The organism is Rhodococcus sp. NPDC060084 (genome assembly GCF_042730335.1).
Classification (GTDB): domain Bacteria; phylum Actinomycetota; class Actinomycetes; order Mycobacteriales; family Mycobacteriaceae; genus Rhodococcus.
This window is the reverse complement of the sequence record NZ_JBHWWX010000005.1, coordinates 134830-153740: the sequence shown is the minus strand read 5'-3', so window position 1 is coordinate 153740 and position 18911 is coordinate 134830. Positions and strand designations below refer to the sequence as shown.

General features: G+C 66.0%; 17 protein-coding genes and 1 pseudogene. 9 read left to right on the top strand and 9 right to left on the bottom strand.

Features of this window, described 5'->3' with window-relative positions; genetic code table 11:
* Positions 1 to 9: 9 nt before the first annotated feature.
* Together ACFWBU_RS05045 and ACFWBU_RS05040 are read right to left on the bottom strand one after the other, a co-directional pair.
* A complete protein-coding gene (locus ACFWBU_RS05045) occupies positions 10 to 2454 on the bottom strand; it encodes a WXG100 family type VII secretion target (RefSeq protein ID WP_169619908.1) in 2445 nt (814 codons plus the stop codon).
* Complete coding sequence (locus ACFWBU_RS05040) at positions 2451 to 2714, bottom strand: hypothetical protein (RefSeq protein ID WP_378527679.1); 264 nt, start codon at positions 2712 to 2714, stop codon at positions 2451 to 2453. Before ACFWBU_RS05040 ends, ACFWBU_RS05045 begins: the two co-directional genes overlap by 4 nt.
* A gap of 122 nt (positions 2715 to 2836) precedes the next feature.
* On the opposite strand from ACFWBU_RS05040, the gene ACFWBU_RS05035 reads away from it, so the two are divergent.
* The 4 genes from ACFWBU_RS05035 to ACFWBU_RS05020 all read left to right on the top strand — a co-directional run bounded on the left by ACFWBU_RS05035 (position 2837) and on the right by ACFWBU_RS05020 (position 5268).
* Positions 2837 to 3367, top strand: coding sequence for a hypothetical protein (locus ACFWBU_RS05035; protein ID WP_169619906.1), 531 nt, complete (start codon positions 2837 to 2839; stop codon positions 3365 to 3367).
* Between the two features lie 59 nt (positions 3368 to 3426).
* Positions 3427 to 4323, top strand: coding sequence for a sucrase ferredoxin (locus ACFWBU_RS05030; RefSeq protein WP_346765056.1), 897 nt, complete (start codon positions 3427 to 3429; stop codon positions 4321 to 4323).
* 88 nt (positions 4324 to 4411) lie between these two features.
* On the top strand, positions 4412 to 4774 hold the full coding sequence (locus ACFWBU_RS05025) for a metalloregulator ArsR/SmtB family transcription factor (RefSeq protein WP_346765292.1): 363 nt from the start codon (positions 4412 to 4414) through the stop codon (positions 4772 to 4774).
* A complete protein-coding gene (locus ACFWBU_RS05020) occupies positions 4771 to 5268 on the top strand; it encodes an SRPBCC family protein (RefSeq protein WP_169619903.1) in 498 nt (165 codons plus the stop codon). Before ACFWBU_RS05025 ends, ACFWBU_RS05020 begins: the two co-directional genes overlap by 4 nt.
* A 52-nt stretch (positions 5269 to 5320) precedes the next feature.
* Here ACFWBU_RS05020 and ACFWBU_RS05015 read toward each other — a convergent pair whose 3' ends face one another.
* The 3 genes from ACFWBU_RS05015 to ACFWBU_RS05005 all read right to left on the bottom strand — a co-directional run bounded on the left by ACFWBU_RS05015 (position 5321) and on the right by ACFWBU_RS05005 (position 11350).
* Positions 5321 to 7309, bottom strand: a complete 1989-nt coding sequence (locus tag ACFWBU_RS05015; RefSeq protein WP_378527678.1) for an SDR family oxidoreductase — start codon at positions 7307 to 7309, stop codon at positions 5321 to 5323.
* A 54-nt stretch (positions 7310 to 7363) separates the two neighbouring features.
* On the bottom strand, positions 7364 to 9487 hold the full coding sequence (locus tag ACFWBU_RS05010) for an MMPL family transporter (protein WP_169619901.1): 2124 nt from the start codon (positions 9485 to 9487) through the stop codon (positions 7364 to 7366).
* Between the two features lie 309 nt (positions 9488 to 9796).
* A complete protein-coding gene (locus ACFWBU_RS05005) occupies positions 9797 to 11350 on the bottom strand; it encodes a multicopper oxidase family protein (RefSeq protein ID WP_378527695.1) in 1554 nt (517 codons plus the stop codon).
* Between the two features lie 128 nt (positions 11351 to 11478).
* Here ACFWBU_RS05005 and ACFWBU_RS05000 point away from each other — a divergent pair, with 128 nt between their 5' ends.
* On the top strand, positions 11479 to 12384 hold the full coding sequence (locus tag ACFWBU_RS05000; RefSeq protein WP_169619900.1) for a D-isomer specific 2-hydroxyacid dehydrogenase family protein: 906 nt from the start codon (positions 11479 to 11481) through the stop codon (positions 12382 to 12384).
* A gap of 46 nt (positions 12385 to 12430) precedes the next feature.
* On the opposite strand, the gene ACFWBU_RS04995 is transcribed toward ACFWBU_RS05000, so the two are convergent.
* The 3 genes from ACFWBU_RS04995 to ACFWBU_RS04985 all read right to left on the bottom strand — a co-directional run bounded on the left by ACFWBU_RS04995 (position 12431) and on the right by ACFWBU_RS04985 (position 13878).
* Positions 12431 to 12799 (bottom strand): ArsR/SmtB family transcription factor, encoded by a 369-nt coding sequence (locus tag ACFWBU_RS04995; protein ID WP_378527677.1) that lies wholly within the window; start codon positions 12797 to 12799, stop codon positions 12431 to 12433.
* Positions 12786 to 13244: an ATPase gene (locus ACFWBU_RS04990; RefSeq protein ID WP_169619898.1), complete on the bottom strand. Its 459-nt coding sequence runs from the start codon at positions 13242 to 13244 to the stop codon at positions 12786 to 12788. The genes ACFWBU_RS04995 and ACFWBU_RS04990 overlap by 14 nt, the downstream gene beginning before the upstream one ends.
* 100 nt (positions 13245 to 13344) lie before the next feature.
* Positions 13345 to 13878, bottom strand: coding sequence for a hypothetical protein (locus tag ACFWBU_RS04985; RefSeq protein WP_169619897.1), 534 nt, complete (start codon positions 13876 to 13878; stop codon positions 13345 to 13347).
* A 253-nt stretch (positions 13879 to 14131) separates the two neighbouring features.
* Here ACFWBU_RS04985 and ACFWBU_RS04980 point away from each other — a divergent pair, with 253 nt between their 5' ends.
* Positions 14132 to 14614, top strand: coding sequence for a nuclear transport factor 2 family protein (locus tag ACFWBU_RS04980; protein WP_169619896.1), 483 nt, complete (start codon positions 14132 to 14134; stop codon positions 14612 to 14614).
* A 1-nt stretch (position 14615) separates the two neighbouring features.
* Positions 14616 to 15462 (top strand): annotated as a pseudogene (locus ACFWBU_RS04975) (SDR family NAD(P)-dependent oxidoreductase).
* Positions 15463 to 15510: 48 nt separating this feature from the next.
* Here ACFWBU_RS04975 and ACFWBU_RS04970 read toward each other — a convergent pair.
* Entirely contained in the window at positions 15511 to 15897 is a 387-nt protein-coding gene (locus ACFWBU_RS04970; RefSeq protein WP_169619894.1) for a hypothetical protein, read from the bottom strand.
* 439 nt (positions 15898 to 16336) lie between these two features.
* Here ACFWBU_RS04970 and proS point away from each other — a divergent pair, with 439 nt between their 5' ends.
* The gene (gene proS, locus ACFWBU_RS04965; RefSeq protein WP_378527676.1) at positions 16337 to 17761 is read left to right on the top strand and encodes a proline--tRNA ligase; all 1425 of its coding nucleotides are present in this window, start codon (positions 16337 to 16339) and stop codon (positions 17759 to 17761) included.
* Between the two features lie 199 nt (positions 17762 to 17960).
* Positions 17961 to 18860, top strand: a complete 900-nt coding sequence (locus ACFWBU_RS04960; RefSeq protein WP_378527674.1) for an NAD(P)-dependent oxidoreductase — start codon at positions 17961 to 17963, stop codon at positions 18858 to 18860.
* Positions 18861 to 18911 lie beyond the last annotated feature (51 nt).

The following is an 18911-nucleotide window of genomic DNA, read 5'->3' as shown; positions in this document are numbered from 1 at the left end:
CGCATCTTCTCAGTTCGTCGAAGTGAAGTGAACGGTAGGGGCGACGTCGTGATAACTCCGTCGGTATTCGTCGGTGTAGCCATACAAACGGTCAGATCCGAACTCGGTCTTCACGGCATTCCTTACGAGTTCGTGCACGCTCTGAGGGCTTCGGTTCGACAGCGGATCGGGTTCGGGTGAGAGCGTACTGTTTTCTGCCAGCACGCCCGCCGCTGTCAGATCGTCTGTCGCGCTAGGACTCTGGGGCGTCCATCCCGTGCCGACCAGCAACCGTGCGATCCGAACATCGTTTTCTGCGGTTATCTGCGACTCGTTCATGGTGAACGCGAAATTTTCCGCCGGTGATTCCGGAATCGTGAAGGTGTCGCGAACACTCGGGTTGAGCATGTCCATGGTCATGCCGACCGTGAAGTTGGCGGGAACGAACGACGCGACCGCGTTGCGCATCATCGTGTAGCCGGTGTCGTAAGCCTGGTTGCGGCGTTCGGCAACCGTGTTCGCGATGTTCTCCTGGTCCCGCGACTGTTCGACGGCCGCGCCGTAGATGCCGGTATCGACCAGAGCCTGGATGTGGGCCGCATTTCCGGCGGCCGCCGTGTCGGGGGATATCTCACCCCACTTGTCGGGCTCGACGAGGCTGCGGACGAACGCGCGATCGTAGGTCTCGTGGAACGCGAGGGCACCTCCCATGAACGTGGTGTTCGCGTCGGTTCCCGTCGACATGAGGGCGAACACACGCTGAGCATGGGCGAAACGCTTGTCGCCGGCGTCACTGGATTCTGCTGCGCGGTAACCCCACTCGCGGCTATCGGTGTCGACGCCTGCGAGATGCGGGATGTACCCGACGAGGCCCTGGCTCGTCGCATGCAGCAGCGCAGGATTCACCTCGCCGAGGCTCGAGGTGTCGGGCCCGCTCATGTCCATGAAACGTGAGTAGTTCTCTCCGTGCGAAAGGTATTGCACGAGGCCGAGAGCCGCTCGATCCGCGCGGTCGCGGCGTTCGGTGTCGAGAGAGCCGGCATCACCGGGTCCCTGCACGGCGAGGCTCTCCTCCGTCATCCACGATGTCAACCGGCCGAGCGACGCGCCGTCGTCCTCCCACTCGTGCACGAACAACGGGGTGAGGACGGCGTCGCGTCGTGTCTCGGGACTGCCGTCGCCGTCGAGGTCGCCGGTGAGGATCCGCGCGTTGGTTTCGTTGTTCCGGGTGCCGACGTCGAGCATGGCTTCGCCGAGCCCGTTCGGGAACGCGTACGACGCGGAGGCGATTGCGGAACGGCCGGTGGAGTCGGAGAGGCCCACCTGTGTCGCTGCGGATTCGACGAGTTCGATTCCGAGTCGAGTGCCGGGGATACCGTCGGAGTCGGCTACGCGTCCCCAGAACTCGTTTTGGACGCCGAGGCGCTGGGCGTAGTGGCTGCCCGGATCCCGCAGCATCTCGGCGTGCGCGCGGGCGGCCGCGCCCGGATCGGTTTCCAGCCGGGATCGCTCGAACGGCGAGAGGGAGCGCAGGTAGTCGTCGAGAGTCGCCGGTGCGGAGTCGGCCGGATTCAACTGCACGAGGGCGCGCACGTCCGGCGGAAGTCTGTCCCAGCCGCCGCTGTGTCCGCCGTCGTCGACGATGCTCTCGTTCGACAGGGTGAGGATCCCGGCGCTCAGCGCCCGCCCCGCTGCAACAGCCTGCGGGCTGCCGTCCTCATCGAGCGCGTTCTGTAAGCGAAGGAATTGTCCGACTCCGCCCCGGTGATACAACTCTTCGAGGTATCGGATGGCCCCGGCGGGCAGGTGTGTGACCTGTCTGCCCGCCGCGAGATCGGCGAGGGAGTTGGTGTCGAGGCCGGCAGCGGTCAGGTTGGCCAGCAATCGCCCGACCTCGTCGCGGTCGAGTTTTCCGTCGTCGAGTATGGAACGGTCGCGGACCGCCTCGTCAGGGGAGAGCGGCGCAGGTTTCGGAGTGCTCGCTGCGAGATCCGCAACGATCTCCCGGAGGATGTGTGCGTAGTGATCGTCCAGTTCTCCGAGAGTGGCCAGTGCGCGTCGGATCGACTCGGCGTGCTCGGCGGCAGCGTCCTGGGTTGCAGCGGCCGAGTCGTCCGCGTGGCGGCGGGGTTTCACGCCGCTGTCGTCGACAGTGAAACCTGCCCGTTCGGCGTTCGCGATTGCATTGCGCACCGCCAGAACCGACCAGGTGAGCGCGGTATCGGCGCGGCGGAGTTGGTCCCCGACATGTCGCAGATGCTCGACGACCGCCACGACGGAGCGACGTTCCCTGTCCAGGTGTTTCTCCGCCGCGTCTGCTGCACGTCCATGCCAGGACTGCCACAGCGTGAGTGCGGTGTCCGTCAGAGCGCCGCGCTCGCTGTCGAGGTGTGCGGCAACCGTGTCGACGGCTTGTGCTCTGTCGTGGAGGACGGCGGGCTTCCAGTTGCGAACATCGGTGATCGTGGGGATCACTCGGGAACTGCCCGCGCCAATCCGGCGGCGAAGTACTCGTCGGTGTTCTCGTAGTCCGCGGCGACCCGGTCGATGGTGTCGGACGTCGACCAGGCACGGTCGGCGAGGAGTGAGACCGAGCGTCGCGACGCGGACTCGACTGCTGCAAGTGCCTCGACGATCGCAGCACCGCCGGAAAATCCCTCGACGGACCCCGCCGAGATCGCGCGGGTGTCGATACGGGCGATACGCCCTGCAATTCCACGGAAAGCCGTTGACAAAGAGAATAATTCGTCGATATCGGCCCTGATCGTATCCGCCATCGTCCCCCCAGACGTTCGGTAGCGCGGACACCATAACGCACAAATCCGACACCCGGGAAGTGGGCGCTACCATCATGGGCATGGCACTGACCGAATCGGATCGTCGGCTCATCGGATCGTCGCTGTTGTTCCTGGCGTCCCAGGCAAACATGGGCCGCGTCCTCGGCCCCACCGCGCTTACCGTCGGCACGATTCAGGCCACCTTTTCGGCGGACAAGTATCGGAAGATCCTCGACAACCTGGGTCCGGACGAGATCAGCCGGTACCGGCAGCACTACTACTGGGACATGGTGCATCCGTTGACGTTCGCCATCGCGCTCCGGGACGGTGCCCGGGCCCTCGACCACCACCGCCCGCTGACACCCCGCACGCGCAGGCTTCTCGCTGCCGCGCCTGTGATCGCTGCGGCCGGGGATTACGCAGAGAACATCACCGGGCTGTACCTGCTCGACCATCGCAGTCGCATCGACGACACGACCGTTCGTGCCGCGACGACGATCAGCCTCACCAAATGGGTGCTGGCCCTCGGTTGCTTGGGCTACCTGACGCAAGGTTTCCTACGGGTGTGGGGGAGAGCCGGACTGCGGCGGATACGAGGAAAACGGCGCTGACCGGGGAAACTCGCGAGGGCGCCGATTCCGTGAATGATCCGAGCGGCGACAATGAACCGGTGACGATCGCTGCGACAACCTGCTCCGCGCTGTCCGCTCTCGACGAGCCGTTGCCCGGCACCGCCGCAACGGCGCCCGGGTACGTGTGCCTGGAGTTCCCCTCGGGCTGGGGGCGGGACGTTCTCGACGGCACGGCACTCGGCCCGGAACTCGCTGCCGAACTCTCGGCCCGCGCAGATGCGGCGGGGGTCCGGTTCATGTTCATCCGCCGCCCGGGGCGCGACGTGGTGCGTGCGACCCGGACGGTTCTGCTCGCACGCACCGAACCGGGCGCTACGTGGTGCGAGCGCCTCGAGATCACACACCCGGCAGAACTGCTCGACATCGTGCCGCAGGTGGTGGCCGGGCCCGCCCTCGGTCTCGGCACCCCGGTCGGCGAACCGGTCGTGCTCGTCTGCGCCCACGGCAAGCGGGACCAATGCTGCGCGGTGCTGGGCCGTCCGGTCGCTGCGGCGCTCGCCGCCGAATTCGGTGACGCGGTGTGGGAGTGCTCTCACACCGGAGGACATCGCTTCGCCCCGTCGATGATTCTCCTGCCGACCGGTTACACCTATGGGCGCCTCGATGCCGCACAGAGCGCAGACGCAGTGCGCGCCGCGACAGCCGGCCGGGTATATCTCCCGGGTCTTCGTGGACGCAGCACGTGGGATGCGTCGGGCCAGGTTGCAGAGATCGTGGTGCGCGCGCTCACCGGCGCCGACGAACTCGACGACTTCACCGTCGATGAGGCCGCTGTCCCGGTCGTGCGTCACCGCGACGGCCGGGCATGGCGAGTCGAGATGGACAAACGCGACCTACCGCCGCGGCCGGCGAGCTGCGGTGCCGCACCCAAACCGGTGTATCCGGTGGTGGCAACCCGGGTGACGCCGATCGTTGGAGGGTTCGACCGGAGCTGATCCCGGCCACGCGGGCGAGAACGTGCAGTCCGCGCCGGCATCTATCGAACTCACGCGAATGCGTAGCCAATCGGTTACGCTTTTCGGTGTGGAGGGAGCGCGAGCGATAGCGGACCCGGTACGCCGGGAGATTCTCGAGTTGCTTCGCGCTGCACCGCTGTCGGCCGGGGGGATCGCGCAGCGCTTTGCGATCAGCCGGCCCGCCGTCAGCAAACACCTCCGGGTCCTGATCGAGTGTGGCGTGGTCGAGGTGACCGTCGACGGTCGCCGGCGCATCTACACACTGCGTACGGAGCCGCTGGTGGAAGTTGCCGACTATCTCGACAGGCTCATCGGGCCTGCTCTGCCGCAACGGTTCGATGCCTTGGACACCGAGGTTGCGAGAACCCGGCGTGAACGAAAGGCGGCATCGAACATGCCGAAGTTCGAGAACGGAAGGAAGAGAGCATGACGACTCCGAAACCGACCGGAAAGCTCGTGAACGGTTCCGAAGGGCTCGACCTCGTAGTGACGCGCACACTGCCCGGCTCTGTCTACGACGCCTGGGCAAGCATCACCGAACCCGAGCGCACCGCGCGGTGGGTCGGACGATGGGAAGGTACCGGCGCCGTCGGCGAAACGATCAGGGTGCAGATGGGTTTCGAGGAAGGTGCGCCCTGGGAGGACGTCGAGATCACCGAATGCGATGCCCCACATCGACTCGGCCTCCGGACGATCTCCGAGCAGGGCGCGTGGGACGTCTCGTTCGAACTGTCCGAAGACGGGGAGCGATCCGAGATCCGCTTCGTGCACCACCGCGTCGCGGCGGCAGAAGTCGGTGATGTCGGTCCTGGCTGGGAGTACTACCTGGACCAACTTGTGGCGTCGGTCTCCGGGGCACCGTTGCGGTCCTTCGACGACTACTTCCCCGCTCAGCGCGAGTACTTCGAGGAACAGACGCGATAACGCACGGAGGAGTGTCGGCGGGAGGCGCGGTGGGCTCGTCGGCCGCTCGTTCCTACCAGTGCACGCCCGGCAGCAGTCGTCCGATCCGCCGCAAGGTTGCGCCTCCGGTCAGTGCCGGAAGCACGCCGAAAGGCGCGGGTGGAGTCGGTTTCCGTTCTTCGGTCTCACCAACGGGTGTACCGGAATCCGATGACGCGTGATGCAACCGGGATCGGACGAGATTCGCGATCGACGGGGCGAAGAGGCTACCGAACTCGGCGAGGGTCGAGACCGGGACGTCGATGCGCGTGGGTCTTTCGATCAGGGCGCGCACGATCATCGCCGCCGCAGCCTCCGGGCTGGCTGCCGGTGCGTCGGTGTACTCGTCGGTGGGTGCGATCATCGGTGTGCGCACGAGCGGCATCCGGACTGTGGTGAAGGTGATTCCGTCGCTCAGGGTTTCTCCTGCGGCGACCTCCGCGAATGCTTCGAGGGCTGATTTGGAGGCCAGGTAGGCCGCGAACCGAGGCGTGCGGGCGGGCACACCCGCGCTGGTGATGTTCACGATGTGCCCGAAGCGTCGCCGGCGCATCTGCGGAAGAAGCGCGAGCACCAGACGCACTGCGCCGAAATAGTTGACCGCCATGGTTCGTTCGAAATCGTGCATCCGGTCCGTCGAGTCGTACAGCCCGCGACGGATCGATCGACCGGCATTGTTGACGAGCATGTCCACGTGCCCGTGGTCCGTGAGGATAGCCGCGACGGTGTGTTCGACGGAGTCTGGGTCGGTGAGATCGCAGGGGTAGGCGTGGCCCCGCCCGCCTCCGGCACAGATCTGAGCGACTACGGCGGCGAGTTCCTCGTCGCGGCGAGCCACGAGAATCACCCGCGCCCCCTCCTGTGCCACTGCGAGTGCGGCGGCTCGGCCGATCCCCGACGAGGCGCCGGTGATGACTACATTCCGGCCGGCAAGCGGTCCGGGCCCGTCCCCGCGTCGCGCGCGGTTCGGATCCAGATTCTCTTCCCAGTACCGCCAGAGCGCCGGTGCGTACGTCGAGAGATCCGGAACCGTGATACCGCTGTCGCGCAACACTTCCCGGGTTCGCGCGTCGTCGAACACGGTCGGCAGGGCGAGATGGTCGAGCATCACCGGTGGGATGCCGAGACGGTGCAGTGCGAAACGGCGAACAGCGTCGAGCCCGGGCAAAGCTGTCGACGACAAGAGCGTGCGCACGAAACCGCCGGGAACGGTGGCGACCGGAAGCGGGGCCCCCGCCGCGGAAGCGAACGCGGCGAAGACTTCACGCAGCGGTTGGGGCCGGGGAGCGACGAGGTGGAAGGCCCGGCCGTCGAGGTGCGGGCGGTGCACGAGTTCGACGATCGCAGCGGCGACATAGTCCACGGGCACCAGGTTGGTGTCGCCCAGATCGGGTACGACGAGGGGCAACCCGGAGGGCAGCGCTCCGAGGCGCGCCACCGCGGGGAAGAAGAAGTACGGCCCGTCGATCTTGTCGATGGCACCGGTGACGGAATCGCCGACGATCGCGGACGGGCGGTACGTGCGCCAGCGGATGTCGCTTCGGCGCACCGCCTTCTCGGCCTCGAACTTGGTGCGGTGGTATGGCGTCGGGAAGTGCTGCCCGAGGTCGAAATCGTTCTCGGTGAAGGTCCCGCGGTGGTCGCCGGCGACCGCGATCGACGAGACGTGGTGCAACGTCGCGTCGAGTTGCCGTGCCAGCGCGATGACGGCGTGGGTGCCGTCGATATTGGTGGCGGTCTGCTCGTCACCGGCGGTCAGGTCGTAGATGGCGCCGAGGTGCAGAATGTGCTCGGCCTGCGGGATCGTCCCCGGTTCGAGGCCGAGCTCGCTCGCCGTCAGGTCTCCGATCAGGGCGTGCAGCCGCGCGCCACCCGGCAGGGAGTCGGCGAGCGCCTCGAGCTTGGTGACGGAGCCCCGCCGCACCAGCACATGCACTTCGGCGTCGGGCCGGGTGGCGAGCAGTCGTGCGAGGACCTGCCGACCGAGAAATCCTGTTCCACCCGTGACCAGGTAGGTTGCCATGCCCGAGAACTTACTCTGAGGTAAGTATCGCGGGCCGGAAATCGGGGTCGCGCCCTAGTGGCCCAGCCCGACCTTCTCGTGAATTCGTTTCATCCATGCCGGCGCCCACCAGTTCGCCTCACCCATCAGCTTCACCAGCGACGGGACCAGAAGCATCCGGATGATCGTCGCGTCGATGATGAGCGCGATGATCATGCCGATGCCCAGGAACCGCATGATCGACAGACCGGAGATCGTGAACGCACCGGTCACCACGATCAGCAGCAGGGCAGCCGCAGTGACGACCCGGCCGGTCCGCGCGGTGCCGTATTCCACGGCTTCGACCGTGGTGGCGCCCGCTGCGCGGGCCTCGACCATCCGGGACATGAGGAACACCTCGTAGTCCGTGGAGAGGCCGAACACGACCGCCAGGATCAGGACGACGAATGTCGGCTCGAGTGCACTGGGTACGACACCGATCCACGATGCGCCGTGCCCGAGCTGGAACACCCAAGTCAGCACGCCGAACGTGGCTGCCAGGCTCAATCCGGCCATCAGGACCGCCTTGATCGGCAGCACCACGGAGCCGAACGCGAGGAACAACAGCACCAGCGTCGAGGCCACCATGATCGCGATCATCCACGGCAGAGCGTCGGCGATCGCAGCATTGGCGTCGTCGACGAGCGCGCGTCCGCCACCGACGAGCACCTCCGTTCCGGCGGGTTCGGGCACGGCACGCAGTTCGTCGGTGATGGCACTCGCCCGGGGCGTGCCGTCGACCCCCTGCCCGTACAGCGCTTGCAACACCGCGACGTCGCCCTGGGAGCCGACGGTGACGGTTTGCTCGATGCCGTCGAGGGCGGTCGCCGCGCGCGACACCTCACGAACTGCCTCGGCCGACGGGGTCTGTCCGTTGTCGCCGCGTACCACCAGGGTGGCGCCGTTCCCGCTGCTGGAGAAGTCGTCGAGGAGTTTCTGCGTTGCGGCGCGTGCGGGACTGTCTTCCGGAAGGGCCGTGTACTCGATCTCGCCGAAGCCGGCCTTGAAGACCGGTGTGGCAAGCACGAGCAACCCAGCGGTGATGACGATCGCGATGGTCGCGGGTCGCCGCATCACGTTCCGCACCACACGGCCCCAGAAGCGCACGGCGCGGGCCTCGCTGCGAGCGGACGCCTCCCTGTCCCAGGTCCAGGCGTTGATTCGGTGACCGAGCAGTGCGAGCACGGCCGGCACGGCGGTCAGGGACAGCAGGGCAGCGCTGAACACGGACGCCATCGCGCCCAGGCCGAGCGACCGCAGCACCGACTGCGGGAAGACGAGCATGCCCGCGAATGCGCAGATCAGCAGGGCCGCGGAGAACATCACCGTGCGCCCCGCAGTGAACATGGTGCGTTTCGTGGCGGCGATGACCTCGGCTCCGGCGTTGAGTTCTTCGCGGAACCTACTGACGATGAACAGGCCGTAGTCGATCGCCAGGCCGAGCCCGATCAACGAGGTGATGTTCAGCGCGTACGAGGACACGTCGGTGAACATCGTGAGGAATCGCAGCGTCGCGAGCGAGGAGAAGATCGCAAGGACACCGACGAACACCGGCACCGCTGCGGCGACGACCCCACCGAAGATGAACACCAGCAGGAGGAGTGTCACCGGAATCGCGATCGCCTCCGAGACGATCAGGTCGTGTTCGAGGGTTCCGGTGAATTCCACTCCGACGACGGTCCCGCCGGCGAACTGCGAATCGACTCCGGGAACCTCGAGCATCTCGAGGACCGCCGGGAAAGTAGCGTTCGTGACCCCCGATTCCTCTCCGAGGATGATCGAGGCCGCGACACTGCGCTGGTCTGTGGAGACCAGCAGCTGGTTCATCGGCGGCGGTGCCGTCCAGTAGGTCGAAATGGACGTGACCGTCACCTCGTCGGAGAACTTCCCGAGGGTTTGCTCGACGTCGTCTCGGATGTCGTCGATGGTCTGGCCTTCGGGAGCGGTGTACATCGCGATGATGTCTGCCGTCTGCGGACCGAAGGTGTCGTAGATGATCTTCTGGGCCTGCACGGATTCGCTGCCCGCCACGTAGTAGCCGGTGCCGGAGAGTTTTCCGAACACCCCCACTCCCCAGATTCCGGCAGCCAGGACCACCAACAGGACCGCGGCGAGAACCCACCGACTTCTGGTCACCACGATGTCGGCCCAGCGGTTCATGCACACTCCCGTTTCGGTTGCCTCGGTTACCGAACGGCAACTGTACTGGCGGGAGAATCGAGCGCCACAGCGATACCGGTCATAACGGAAACGGGAGCGCAATCCACCCGGCAGTCACAGCACGGGAGGGCGAAGAGAGAGGCGGACCGACGCGCCCGATGCCTCACGGCGTCTCGCGCAACGTGGCTCCAGCCGGACGGTATTCCACGAAGGCCGTTCATACTGGCTCCGGGGCGTACTGACGCGCCGATCCATGCGGTTCCAACACCGCCACCCCGGGATGTATTCCCCGGATAATTCCGCTGGTCATCAGCCGTGCGTGCCGTGCCCACCGGTGGATGAGTGATCGGTGACGCCGTCCACCCGGGCCGCATCGTCCGGACCCACGACGACGAACTGTCCCATCATCCCGCTGTCCTCGTGCCACAACAGGTGGCAGTGATACATGTAGGGCATCGCGGGGTCGCTGTGCTCACCGAACCGCACGAGAAGGCGCACCGTCGAGTTCGGGGGTACGAACACCGTGTCCTTGCGTCCGGCGAGGAGGGGACGGTCGTTTCGGGTGCCCGTCGCATCGACAACCTTGAATTGAACGTCGTGAATATGGAAGTTGTGGTGGGTGGACGACGCGTTGCGGACCTCCCACATCTCGGTGGCGCCGGCGGGAACCACGTCGTCGATGCGGGTCATGTCCACGGTCCTGCCGTTGATCATGTTCGTCCCGTTCAGATCGATGCGGCGGGTGGTGCTCGGCTCACCGAGATCCTCGAACGTGATGAGGCGTTCCGGCAGCGCTGCGGAGCTTTCGAGGACGGTGGCCGTGCGTAGTTCCAGAATGTCGAAGCTGTCGTCGCCGCCGGAGAAGCGGCTCTGGAAGAAATCGGAACCGAGCGCCGGCGGGGTGCTGCGCAGGACATCCCGAGACCCGGGCACAGGACGCACGACGATCTCGGCGCGCTCGCCGGGAGAGAGCTGAACGTTGCGTACGGGGGTGGGACGTTCGAGCAGGCCGCCGTCGGTGCCTACGAGAGCGAACTCCTGACCGGACTCGAACGAGAAGTCGAAAACCCGTGCGTTCGACGCATTGAGCAGTCGCAACCGCACTGCTTCGGTCGTGACATCGAGAAACGGCCCGGGCGTGCCGTTGACAAGGATCTCGTCTCCGACCGTCCCGGAGATCCCGAAAACGCCGGGGTTCTCGTCGAGCTGGTCACCGTCGAACTTCTTGTCCTGGACGATCAGCGGAATGTCGTCGACCCCATACGTCTGGGGCAGGGCCCGAGCGCCGGGGGCGGTCGGGTCGGCCGGATCATCCACCAGGAACATCCCCGCGAGGCCTCGGTACACGTGTTGCGCGGTGGCGCCGTGGAGGTGCGGGTGATACCAGAGCGAGGCAGCGGGCTGGTCGATGGTCCACGTCGGGGACCACGTGTCGCCGGCGTCCACAACCTGATGGGGGCCACCGTCCATCGCCGCGGGAAGACGCATGCCGTGCCAGTGCACGGTGCTGGTTTCGCCGAGCTGATTGGTGACATCGACGCGAACCTTGTCGCCGCGCGCGGCGCGGAGGGTCGGGCCGAGATAGGAGCCGTCGAAGCCCCACGTCCGAGTCGCCGGGCCGTGGCCGAAATCGCTCGTGCCACCCTGCAGCGTCAGATCGAATACGCGGGTGCCGTCGGCGGTCACGGTGCCGGTCTCCAGCGGAGGGATCTGCAGTGGCCGGTCGAAGTCGACCCGGCCGAGCGTGTCCACGTCGGCCGTCGTCCACGTGTAGGCCACCACGGAGGCGCCGGTCGCAGCCGCCACCAGGACGAGGGCGAGTGCCGCCACGACCAGCCGCACCAGAAGTTTCATACTCACCATGCTCGTCCGCGGCACGACGCGGCACCTCCGGTGTGATACCCGATCTTGCCCTCGGGGAGAACCCCGAAGATCACCCGCTGCGCAGGCGCAGCCGTCCGTTTTCCCGCGGCGGCACTAGGGTTTTCGTCATGCGAATTCATCTCGGCCCGGACCACGACGACTACCTCGCTGCGGCGATCACCGACGGTGGCGCCACGGTGTCGTCGCTCGAGGACGCCGACGCCGTCGTCTGGTACGGCAGTGCGGAGGACTTCCCCGCCCTGCCCGAACGGGTGCGCTGGGTGCAACTCGCCTACGCGGGCATCGAACCGTTCTTCCGTGCCGGCCTGGTAGACCGCACCAGGGTGTGGACGAACGCGTCCGGGGTCTATGCCGACAACGTGGCCGAGTACGCGGTCGGAGCCCTGCTGGTCGGCCTACGGCAATTCCACACCGCCGTCGCGGCGAACCGGTGGAGCAAAGATCGCATCGATCCCCTCGTCCGCCCGCTGCACGGATCGACCGTGGCGATCGTGGGATGCGGGGGAATCGGCCGGGCGATGATTCCGAGACTCCGTGCCTTCGGGGTGGAGGTCGTCGCGGTCACCCGTTCCGGACGTCCGGTCGACGGAGCGTCGGTGACGTTGCCGGCACACCGCACCTCTGAGGTGTGGACGATGGCCGACCACTTCGTCGTTGCGGCGCCCGCGACCGCCGACACCGACCGGATGGTCGGCGCTGCGGCGTTCGATGCCATGCCGGATACGGCGTGGCTGGTGAATGTGGCGCGCGGCAACCTGGTCGACACCGATGCGCTGGTCGATGCATTGCGCGCGGGCACGATCGCCGGGGCGGTGCTCGACGTGACCGAACCCGAACCGCTGCCGGACGGGCATCCGCTGTGGGCACTCGACAATTGCGTGATCACCCCGCACGTCGCGAACACTCGGAGCGGTTTGACCGCCACCTTTGCGCCGACGCTCCGTGAGAACGTGCGGAGGTTCATCGCCGGGGAGGACCTCGTCGCGCGCGTCGATCCGTCGGCAGGCTACTGAGCTCCCGTGTCGCGCAGGTCTTCGACGGTCTGACAGCATTCCGTTCTCACACGGAGCGTTCCGCAGCCTTCTTGATGGCGTCGAGCCGTCGGTCCCATCCCGAGCCCACCGCTTCCAGCGCCCTGCCCACCGCGCTCAGCCTGGAACCGGCTGCGGAGAAACGGAGTTCGCGGCCGACACGTTCGGACGTCACCAGACCGCAGTCTTCCAGTATCGACAAATGCTTGGCGATCGCTTGACGCGAGACCGTGCATTCCCCCGCCAGACCCGACGCGGACGCCGGGGATCGGGCGAGTCGTTGCAGCAGTTGCCACCTCGTGTCGTCCGCGAGTGCCGCGAATACGCGAGTCGGGTCGGTTACTGTGCCCGCGTCGGAGCCGCCGTCGTCGAACGTTCCCGTTTTACTGTGCGGCAACGATTTTCCTGCCCTCCAGGTGCTGTCGTGCGAGATCGAGTTCGATGGTCCACCCTTCGACGTTCCCCTCGTACTTCGCGCGACGCTCGGCGGCGTCTCCGGGAAGCGACTCGAAGCCGGTTTCCGTCACATGCAGGACGGTGGAGGAGTCGGAGACGGCATCGACCCGGAATTCGACGAGCGTGGACGGGCTGTCGGGGTCGGTGCTGTCGGCCAACCAGCGGAACGCCGCGTAGTGCGGTTTATCCAGCGCCACCGTGCGGAACAGGAAGGCGCCGTGGACGGGATCGTGGACGACGGTGAGGTCGCCGTCGCGTTCGAGTCGGTGTTCGGTGATCGTGTGGTCGTTGATGTACCACCCGGGTTCGGCTACGAGTTCCCAGACCCGTGCGGCCGGTGCTTCGATGGCGATCTGTCGTTCGATGCGGTCGAGTTCGTCGGTCATGACGTCTCCTCGTTCGATGCGATCGGGGTGCAACCCCATGGTTGCACCCCGATCGTCTATCGGCAACCCCTTGGTTGCAGTTGAGTCGACGCACCCCAGCTCAGGACGCGGGAAGTACGTCGATGGTGCCCTGGCACACGGCGTTCTGTGGATTGACGAACCACCACCCCGCGCCGGTCTGGAGCGTGACAGTGAAGTTGATCGTTCCGGACCCGGTGAGGGTGCGGTTCACCGGGACGCTCGGCTTCTGTTTCCACGCCTCCTGATCGCTGACGCTCCGTCCGGACTGACCGGTGCTGGTGTTGTGCCAGTCGACCAGCACCTGCGTGCCGTACCAGTTCGGTCCGATACTCGGGATGAGACCACCAGGAGGAGTGGGCAAGTCGTTGTTGCCGCTGAGCAGGAGAGATGGCAAGAACTCGCCCTCGCCGCCGGGACGGGACGCCCCCGACGAGGCGGTGACGGTCCAGGTGAACGGCGGCGCCCAAAATAGCGGGTTGGCGCTTCCGCACGTCATGGTGGTGGAAGTCGGCGCGGCGTGTGCTGCCCCGACGTTTCCGACAGTCATCGCAACACCCAACCCCGCTGCCATGACTGCCGCCGCACCCACGCGGCGAAATGTTCGTTCGGCCATGTACATACTCCGTTCGATCGCAGGAAACAGAACACGCCATTCCTATCGAATATGCGAGGCGTCCGGTCGCATTCCGTACAAATCGACCTGCGCTGAACCGTGCGCGCGGGATTGTCGACGGGAGCGGCAGTCGCGTAACTTCGCGAAACCTGGCCCAGTTGTCCGGTGGGATCGGTCTTTTCGATCCGCACACTTTCTATGCCAGGATGGCCCCACCAATGCCACCGCAATCCTGCATGGGAGGGATCATCGCATGCCGACCATCGAAGAGCGCTTAGCGAGACTCGAAGCCCTCGAAGAGATCCGGATGCTGAAGCACCGCTACTTCCGCGCGAGTGATGCGAAGGATCCGGTGGCGATGCGTGCCTGTTTCGTCGCCGACGGCGCCGACATCTACTACGGGCCCGCGCTCGGGAGGTTCGACGACGCGGACGGACTGGTGGACGCGTATTCCCGGATCGCGCTTCGGCGCGTCGACGATCGCTACGTCATCCTCGATATGCATCACGGGATGCACCCCAGCATCCGACTCATCGGCCCGGGCGCGGCGACCGGCGCCTGGACACTGCGATTCCGGCAGGTGGACGTGCAGGCCCGGACCGAGCGGGTCACCGCGCTGGACTACGACGACGGCTATGTGGTCGAGGACGCCGAGTGGAAGATCGCGAAATGTCATGTGCGCGTCCTGTGGTCCATCGAACGCACCCTCGCCGACGACGTGAAAGTGATTGTGTGACATGATCGAAAGCGCACCGGAGCGGAAAGTAGCCCTTGTCACCGGCGGGAGTCGCAGCGTCGGTAAGGGGATCGCCTGCGCACTCGGTTCCGACGGGTGGACCGTCTATGTCACCGGTCGTGGGCCTGTCGGTGCCGGTGGACCGCTCGATCACACGGCCGACATCGTCACCGAGCGCGGCGGTCGCGGCATCGCGGTGCAGTGCGATCACCGTGACGACGGGCAGATCCACGACCTCTTCACCCGCATCACGGACGAGCAGAACGGCAGGCTCGACGCGCTCGTGAACAATGTGTGGGCGGCTCCGAAAGGCTTCGCAGGTTTCACCGAGCCGTTCTGGAAGCGACCCATCGACGTGGGACAGCCTGATCGGTGTGGGTCTGCGCGCGCACTACGTTGCTTCGGTGGAGGCCGCCCGGATGATGGTGCCGCGCAGCAGCGGCATGATCGTCAACATCTCGTCGTTCGGCACTCGTGCTCACCTGCATTCGGTGCTGTACGGCATGTCGAAAGCCGGCCTCGACAAGATGGCCGCCGACATGGCCGTGGAACTGCACGGCACCGGGGTCACCACGCTGTCGCTCTGGCCGGGCCTGGTCGAGAACGAGGCCATGCAGGCGCGCGGGCTCGACAACTTTCAAGGCTTCCCGTTGGCCAACGCCGAGACACCCGAATTCATCGGCCGTGTCGTCGTCGCCCTGGCGGGCGATCGCGAGGTGAACGGCCGGAGTGGATCGACCCTCATCACCGCAGAGGTGGCGCTGGAGTACGGGGTCGTGGATATCGAAGGAAACCAACCGGATTCACATCGCGCCGTGTTCGGTGGCGGACCGGTATTCGGCAGTTGAACACGAAGTGCGTCACCCCGGCGTGCACGTCGCTCAGCGCGGTCGGCTTCAGTCCAGAGTCCAGACGGCGAGGGGAGTGGAGGCGTCGGTGCCGACGAGCACGATTTCGGTGAGGTTCGTGCCGGAGGGGATCTCGAAGAGGAGACTTCCGTGGCGTCTCTCGCCCGAGGACAGGGTCCCTGAGCCGAGATCGTCCTCGAGTCCCACGGTGGAGGCAACGTAGATGTCTCCCCCAGGGGTCCGAACCGAGAAGTACACGGTGCTGTAGGAGAACTCGCCCGATCGAGTATCGATCTCGACCCACACGGTGTAGCCGGCGCCGTGGAGGGGCACGGGCGTTGCCGGATATTTCTCTATTCGGGGGTATGGGAGGGCTGCGAAGTTGGACACGGTGACCCCTGCGGTGCCCGTGACCCCTTCGGTGGGTCCGTTCATCTCTTGGGAGACCGTGACAGTGCCCCCGATCGATACGGTCGGAACGCCGGAGTCGGGGAGGGGCTTCCGGTCGGCGCGATCTTCGATCGAGGGGGAGGACTGGGCCGGTGCGGATGACTCGGACCGAGTGTTTGCGCAGGCTGTGAGGGGTAGAAGTGCAACGAGCGTGGCGGCGACGACGAGGAGGTGCTTTCTCATTGTCTGGACCTTCTTTCCGGTTTACCTCAGCGCACGAGGACCACTGACCCGCGACTCCAGCGAGGACCACAGGCGAAATCGATATCCCGGTGCTTCCCCCCCATTCTGGCCCTGATGTTCTCCGGACCGATAGGGGCTACGGCCGTAATTCTGGGCTTCGACGTGGGCTCGCACCGTATCGATTGAGGAATTGCCGGCTCGACCGGCGCCTTTCTGCGGGGTGGCTGGATAGTATCGCCGGGTGGCCGGATCGCAGAAAGCTGCCGTGCTGACCTCGCAGGACGAGGATTTCCCCCGCTGGTATCAGGACGTTCTGAACAAAGCCGAAATGGCCGACAACGGGCCGGTTCGCGGGACGATGGTGATCCGGCCGTATGCGTATGCCCTGTGGGAGCACATGCAGTCCGCAGTGGACGCGAGGATCAAGGCTGCCGGTGCCGAGAACGTCTACCTGCCGTTGCTTATTCCGCAGTCCTACCTCGAGCGAGAATCCGAGCACGTCGAAGGGTTCAGTCCGGAGCTTGCGGTGGTCACCCACGCCGGCGGTAAGGACCTTGCCGAACCGGTGGTCGTGCGCCCGACGAGTGAGACGGTGTTCGGTGAACTGATGGCCACGTGGGTGCAGTCGTACCGCGATCTGCCGATGCGTCTGAATCAGTGGGCCAACGTCGTGCGGTGGGAACTGCGGCCCCGGATCTTCTTACGCACGAGCGAGTTTCTGTGGCAGGAAGGCCACACCGCTCATGCCACCCGAGACGAGGCCAGCGCATTCACCCGCCGGATTCATCTCGGCGTCTACCGAGACTTCCTCGAAAACATGCTCGCAATTCCCGTCATGGTCGGGATCAAGACCGAGCGCGAGAAGTTCGCCGGTGCCGTGACCACCTTGACGTGCGAGGCGATGATGCGTGACGGCAAGGCGCTGCAGATGGCGACCAGTCACGAACTGGGACAAAACTTCGCCACGGCGTTCGGCATCAGCTTCACTGACTCGTCCGGACAGGCGCAAACATGCTGGACCACCTCATGGGGATCGAGCACACGCATGGTCGGTGGTCTGATCATGGCGCATGGCGATAACCAGGGACTGTGTATCCCGCCGAAGGTCGCCCCGGTGCAGGTGGTGGTGATCGTGGTCAAAGAGGACGACGGCACCGTGTCCGCGGCGTCTGCTCTCACCGACTCGCTTTCGTACGCCGGCATTCGTGCGCGCCTCGATATTCGCACCGACCAAGGTTTCGGGCGCCGAGCCACCGAATGGGAACTGAAGGGCGTTCCGCTGCGCGTCGAGGTCGGGCCCCGTGATCTCGAGCGGGACGAGTTCACGGTGCGCAGGCGCGATACGCAACAGAAGTTCACGGTCGCGCGCGACGCGGTGGTCACGACCCTCCGCGAGCTACTCGACACCATCCACGCCGAGATGTTCTCGGCCGCCCACGAACGCCTCGGGCAGCACGTAGCAGACGTCGCGACCCCCGCGGAGGCGGTCGATGCCGCTGCCACCGGATTCGCCCGTATCCCCTGGAGGGTTCTCGGTGAAGCGGGGGAGCGTCAACTCAACGCGCACGCGATCACCGTCCGGTGCCTCCAGACCGCCGACGGCGGCTTGCCGGACGTCGATACACCGGATGGTGAGCTCATGGCGATTGTGGGCCGCAGTTACTAGTGCACTTCCAGAGCAGAACCGAACCTGTCGCGGACTGGACACCACGCAGCCGCTGTCGTCTCGGCCTTAACACCTTTACGGGTTTCGACGCGAGAAAGCGGACATCGACCGGGCGGTCGGTACTTGATGCGTTCACGGTAGGAGCGGAGCATGACAGGAGTCGACCTTCACCCGAATGACCTACGGGAAAGGACATGCGATGAGTGCAGCCGACAACATTTCGCTCACCGTGATCGGCTTGGGGCCGATGGGCCAAGCGATGACCCGCATCCTGCTCGGCGCCGGCCATCCGGTCACGGTCTGGAACCGGACGCCCGAACGTGCAGACACGCTGGTTGCGGCGGGCGCGACACGCACTGCCGCCCCGGCCGACGCGGTCGCTGCTTCGGAGTTGATCATCCTCAGCCTGACCGACTACCGGGCGATGTACGACATCCTCGAACCGGTGGACGACCTGAGCGGTCGCACCCTCGTCAATCTCAGCTCCGACACCCCGGAAAACACGGCCTCGGCGGCCGAATGGGTGGCCCGGCGCGGCGGCCGGTTTGTCGCCGGCGGAATCATGGTGCCGGCACCGATGCTGGGTACCGACGCAGCCTACGTCTACTACAGCGGCGACCCCGAGGCCTTCCACGGTGTGGAACCCGTGGTGCGGGCGCTCGGGACACCTCGGTACCTGGGCGGCGATATCCGGCTCGCCCAGCTCTTCTACCTGGCGAACCTGGACGTCTTCCTGACTGCACTCGCAGCGGTCCTGCATGCGGCGGCCCTCATCGAGTCGGTCGGCGGTCCGGTCGACCACGCGCTCGAGGACCTGTACGAACACCTCACGCTGATACCCGACATAATCGGACCGAGCGGCGACCTGGCCGCGGACCTGGCCACGGGCCGGCACCCGGGAGACCTGAGCACAGTCACCATGATGGGTGCCACCGCCGACCATCTGGTGCAGGCCAGTATCGATACCGGTGTTGCGCAAGAGTTGCCGGCAGCAGTCGAACACCTCTACGACGCCGCGATCGTCGCCGGGCACGGGAAAGACAACTGGACCAGCCTGTTCGAGGTGATCAAAGCCGGTCGTGAGACGCGCGGACGCTGATCCGGCCGCTCGGAGGGTTCGCACCGGCCATCCCGGTACCCGCGACGAGGC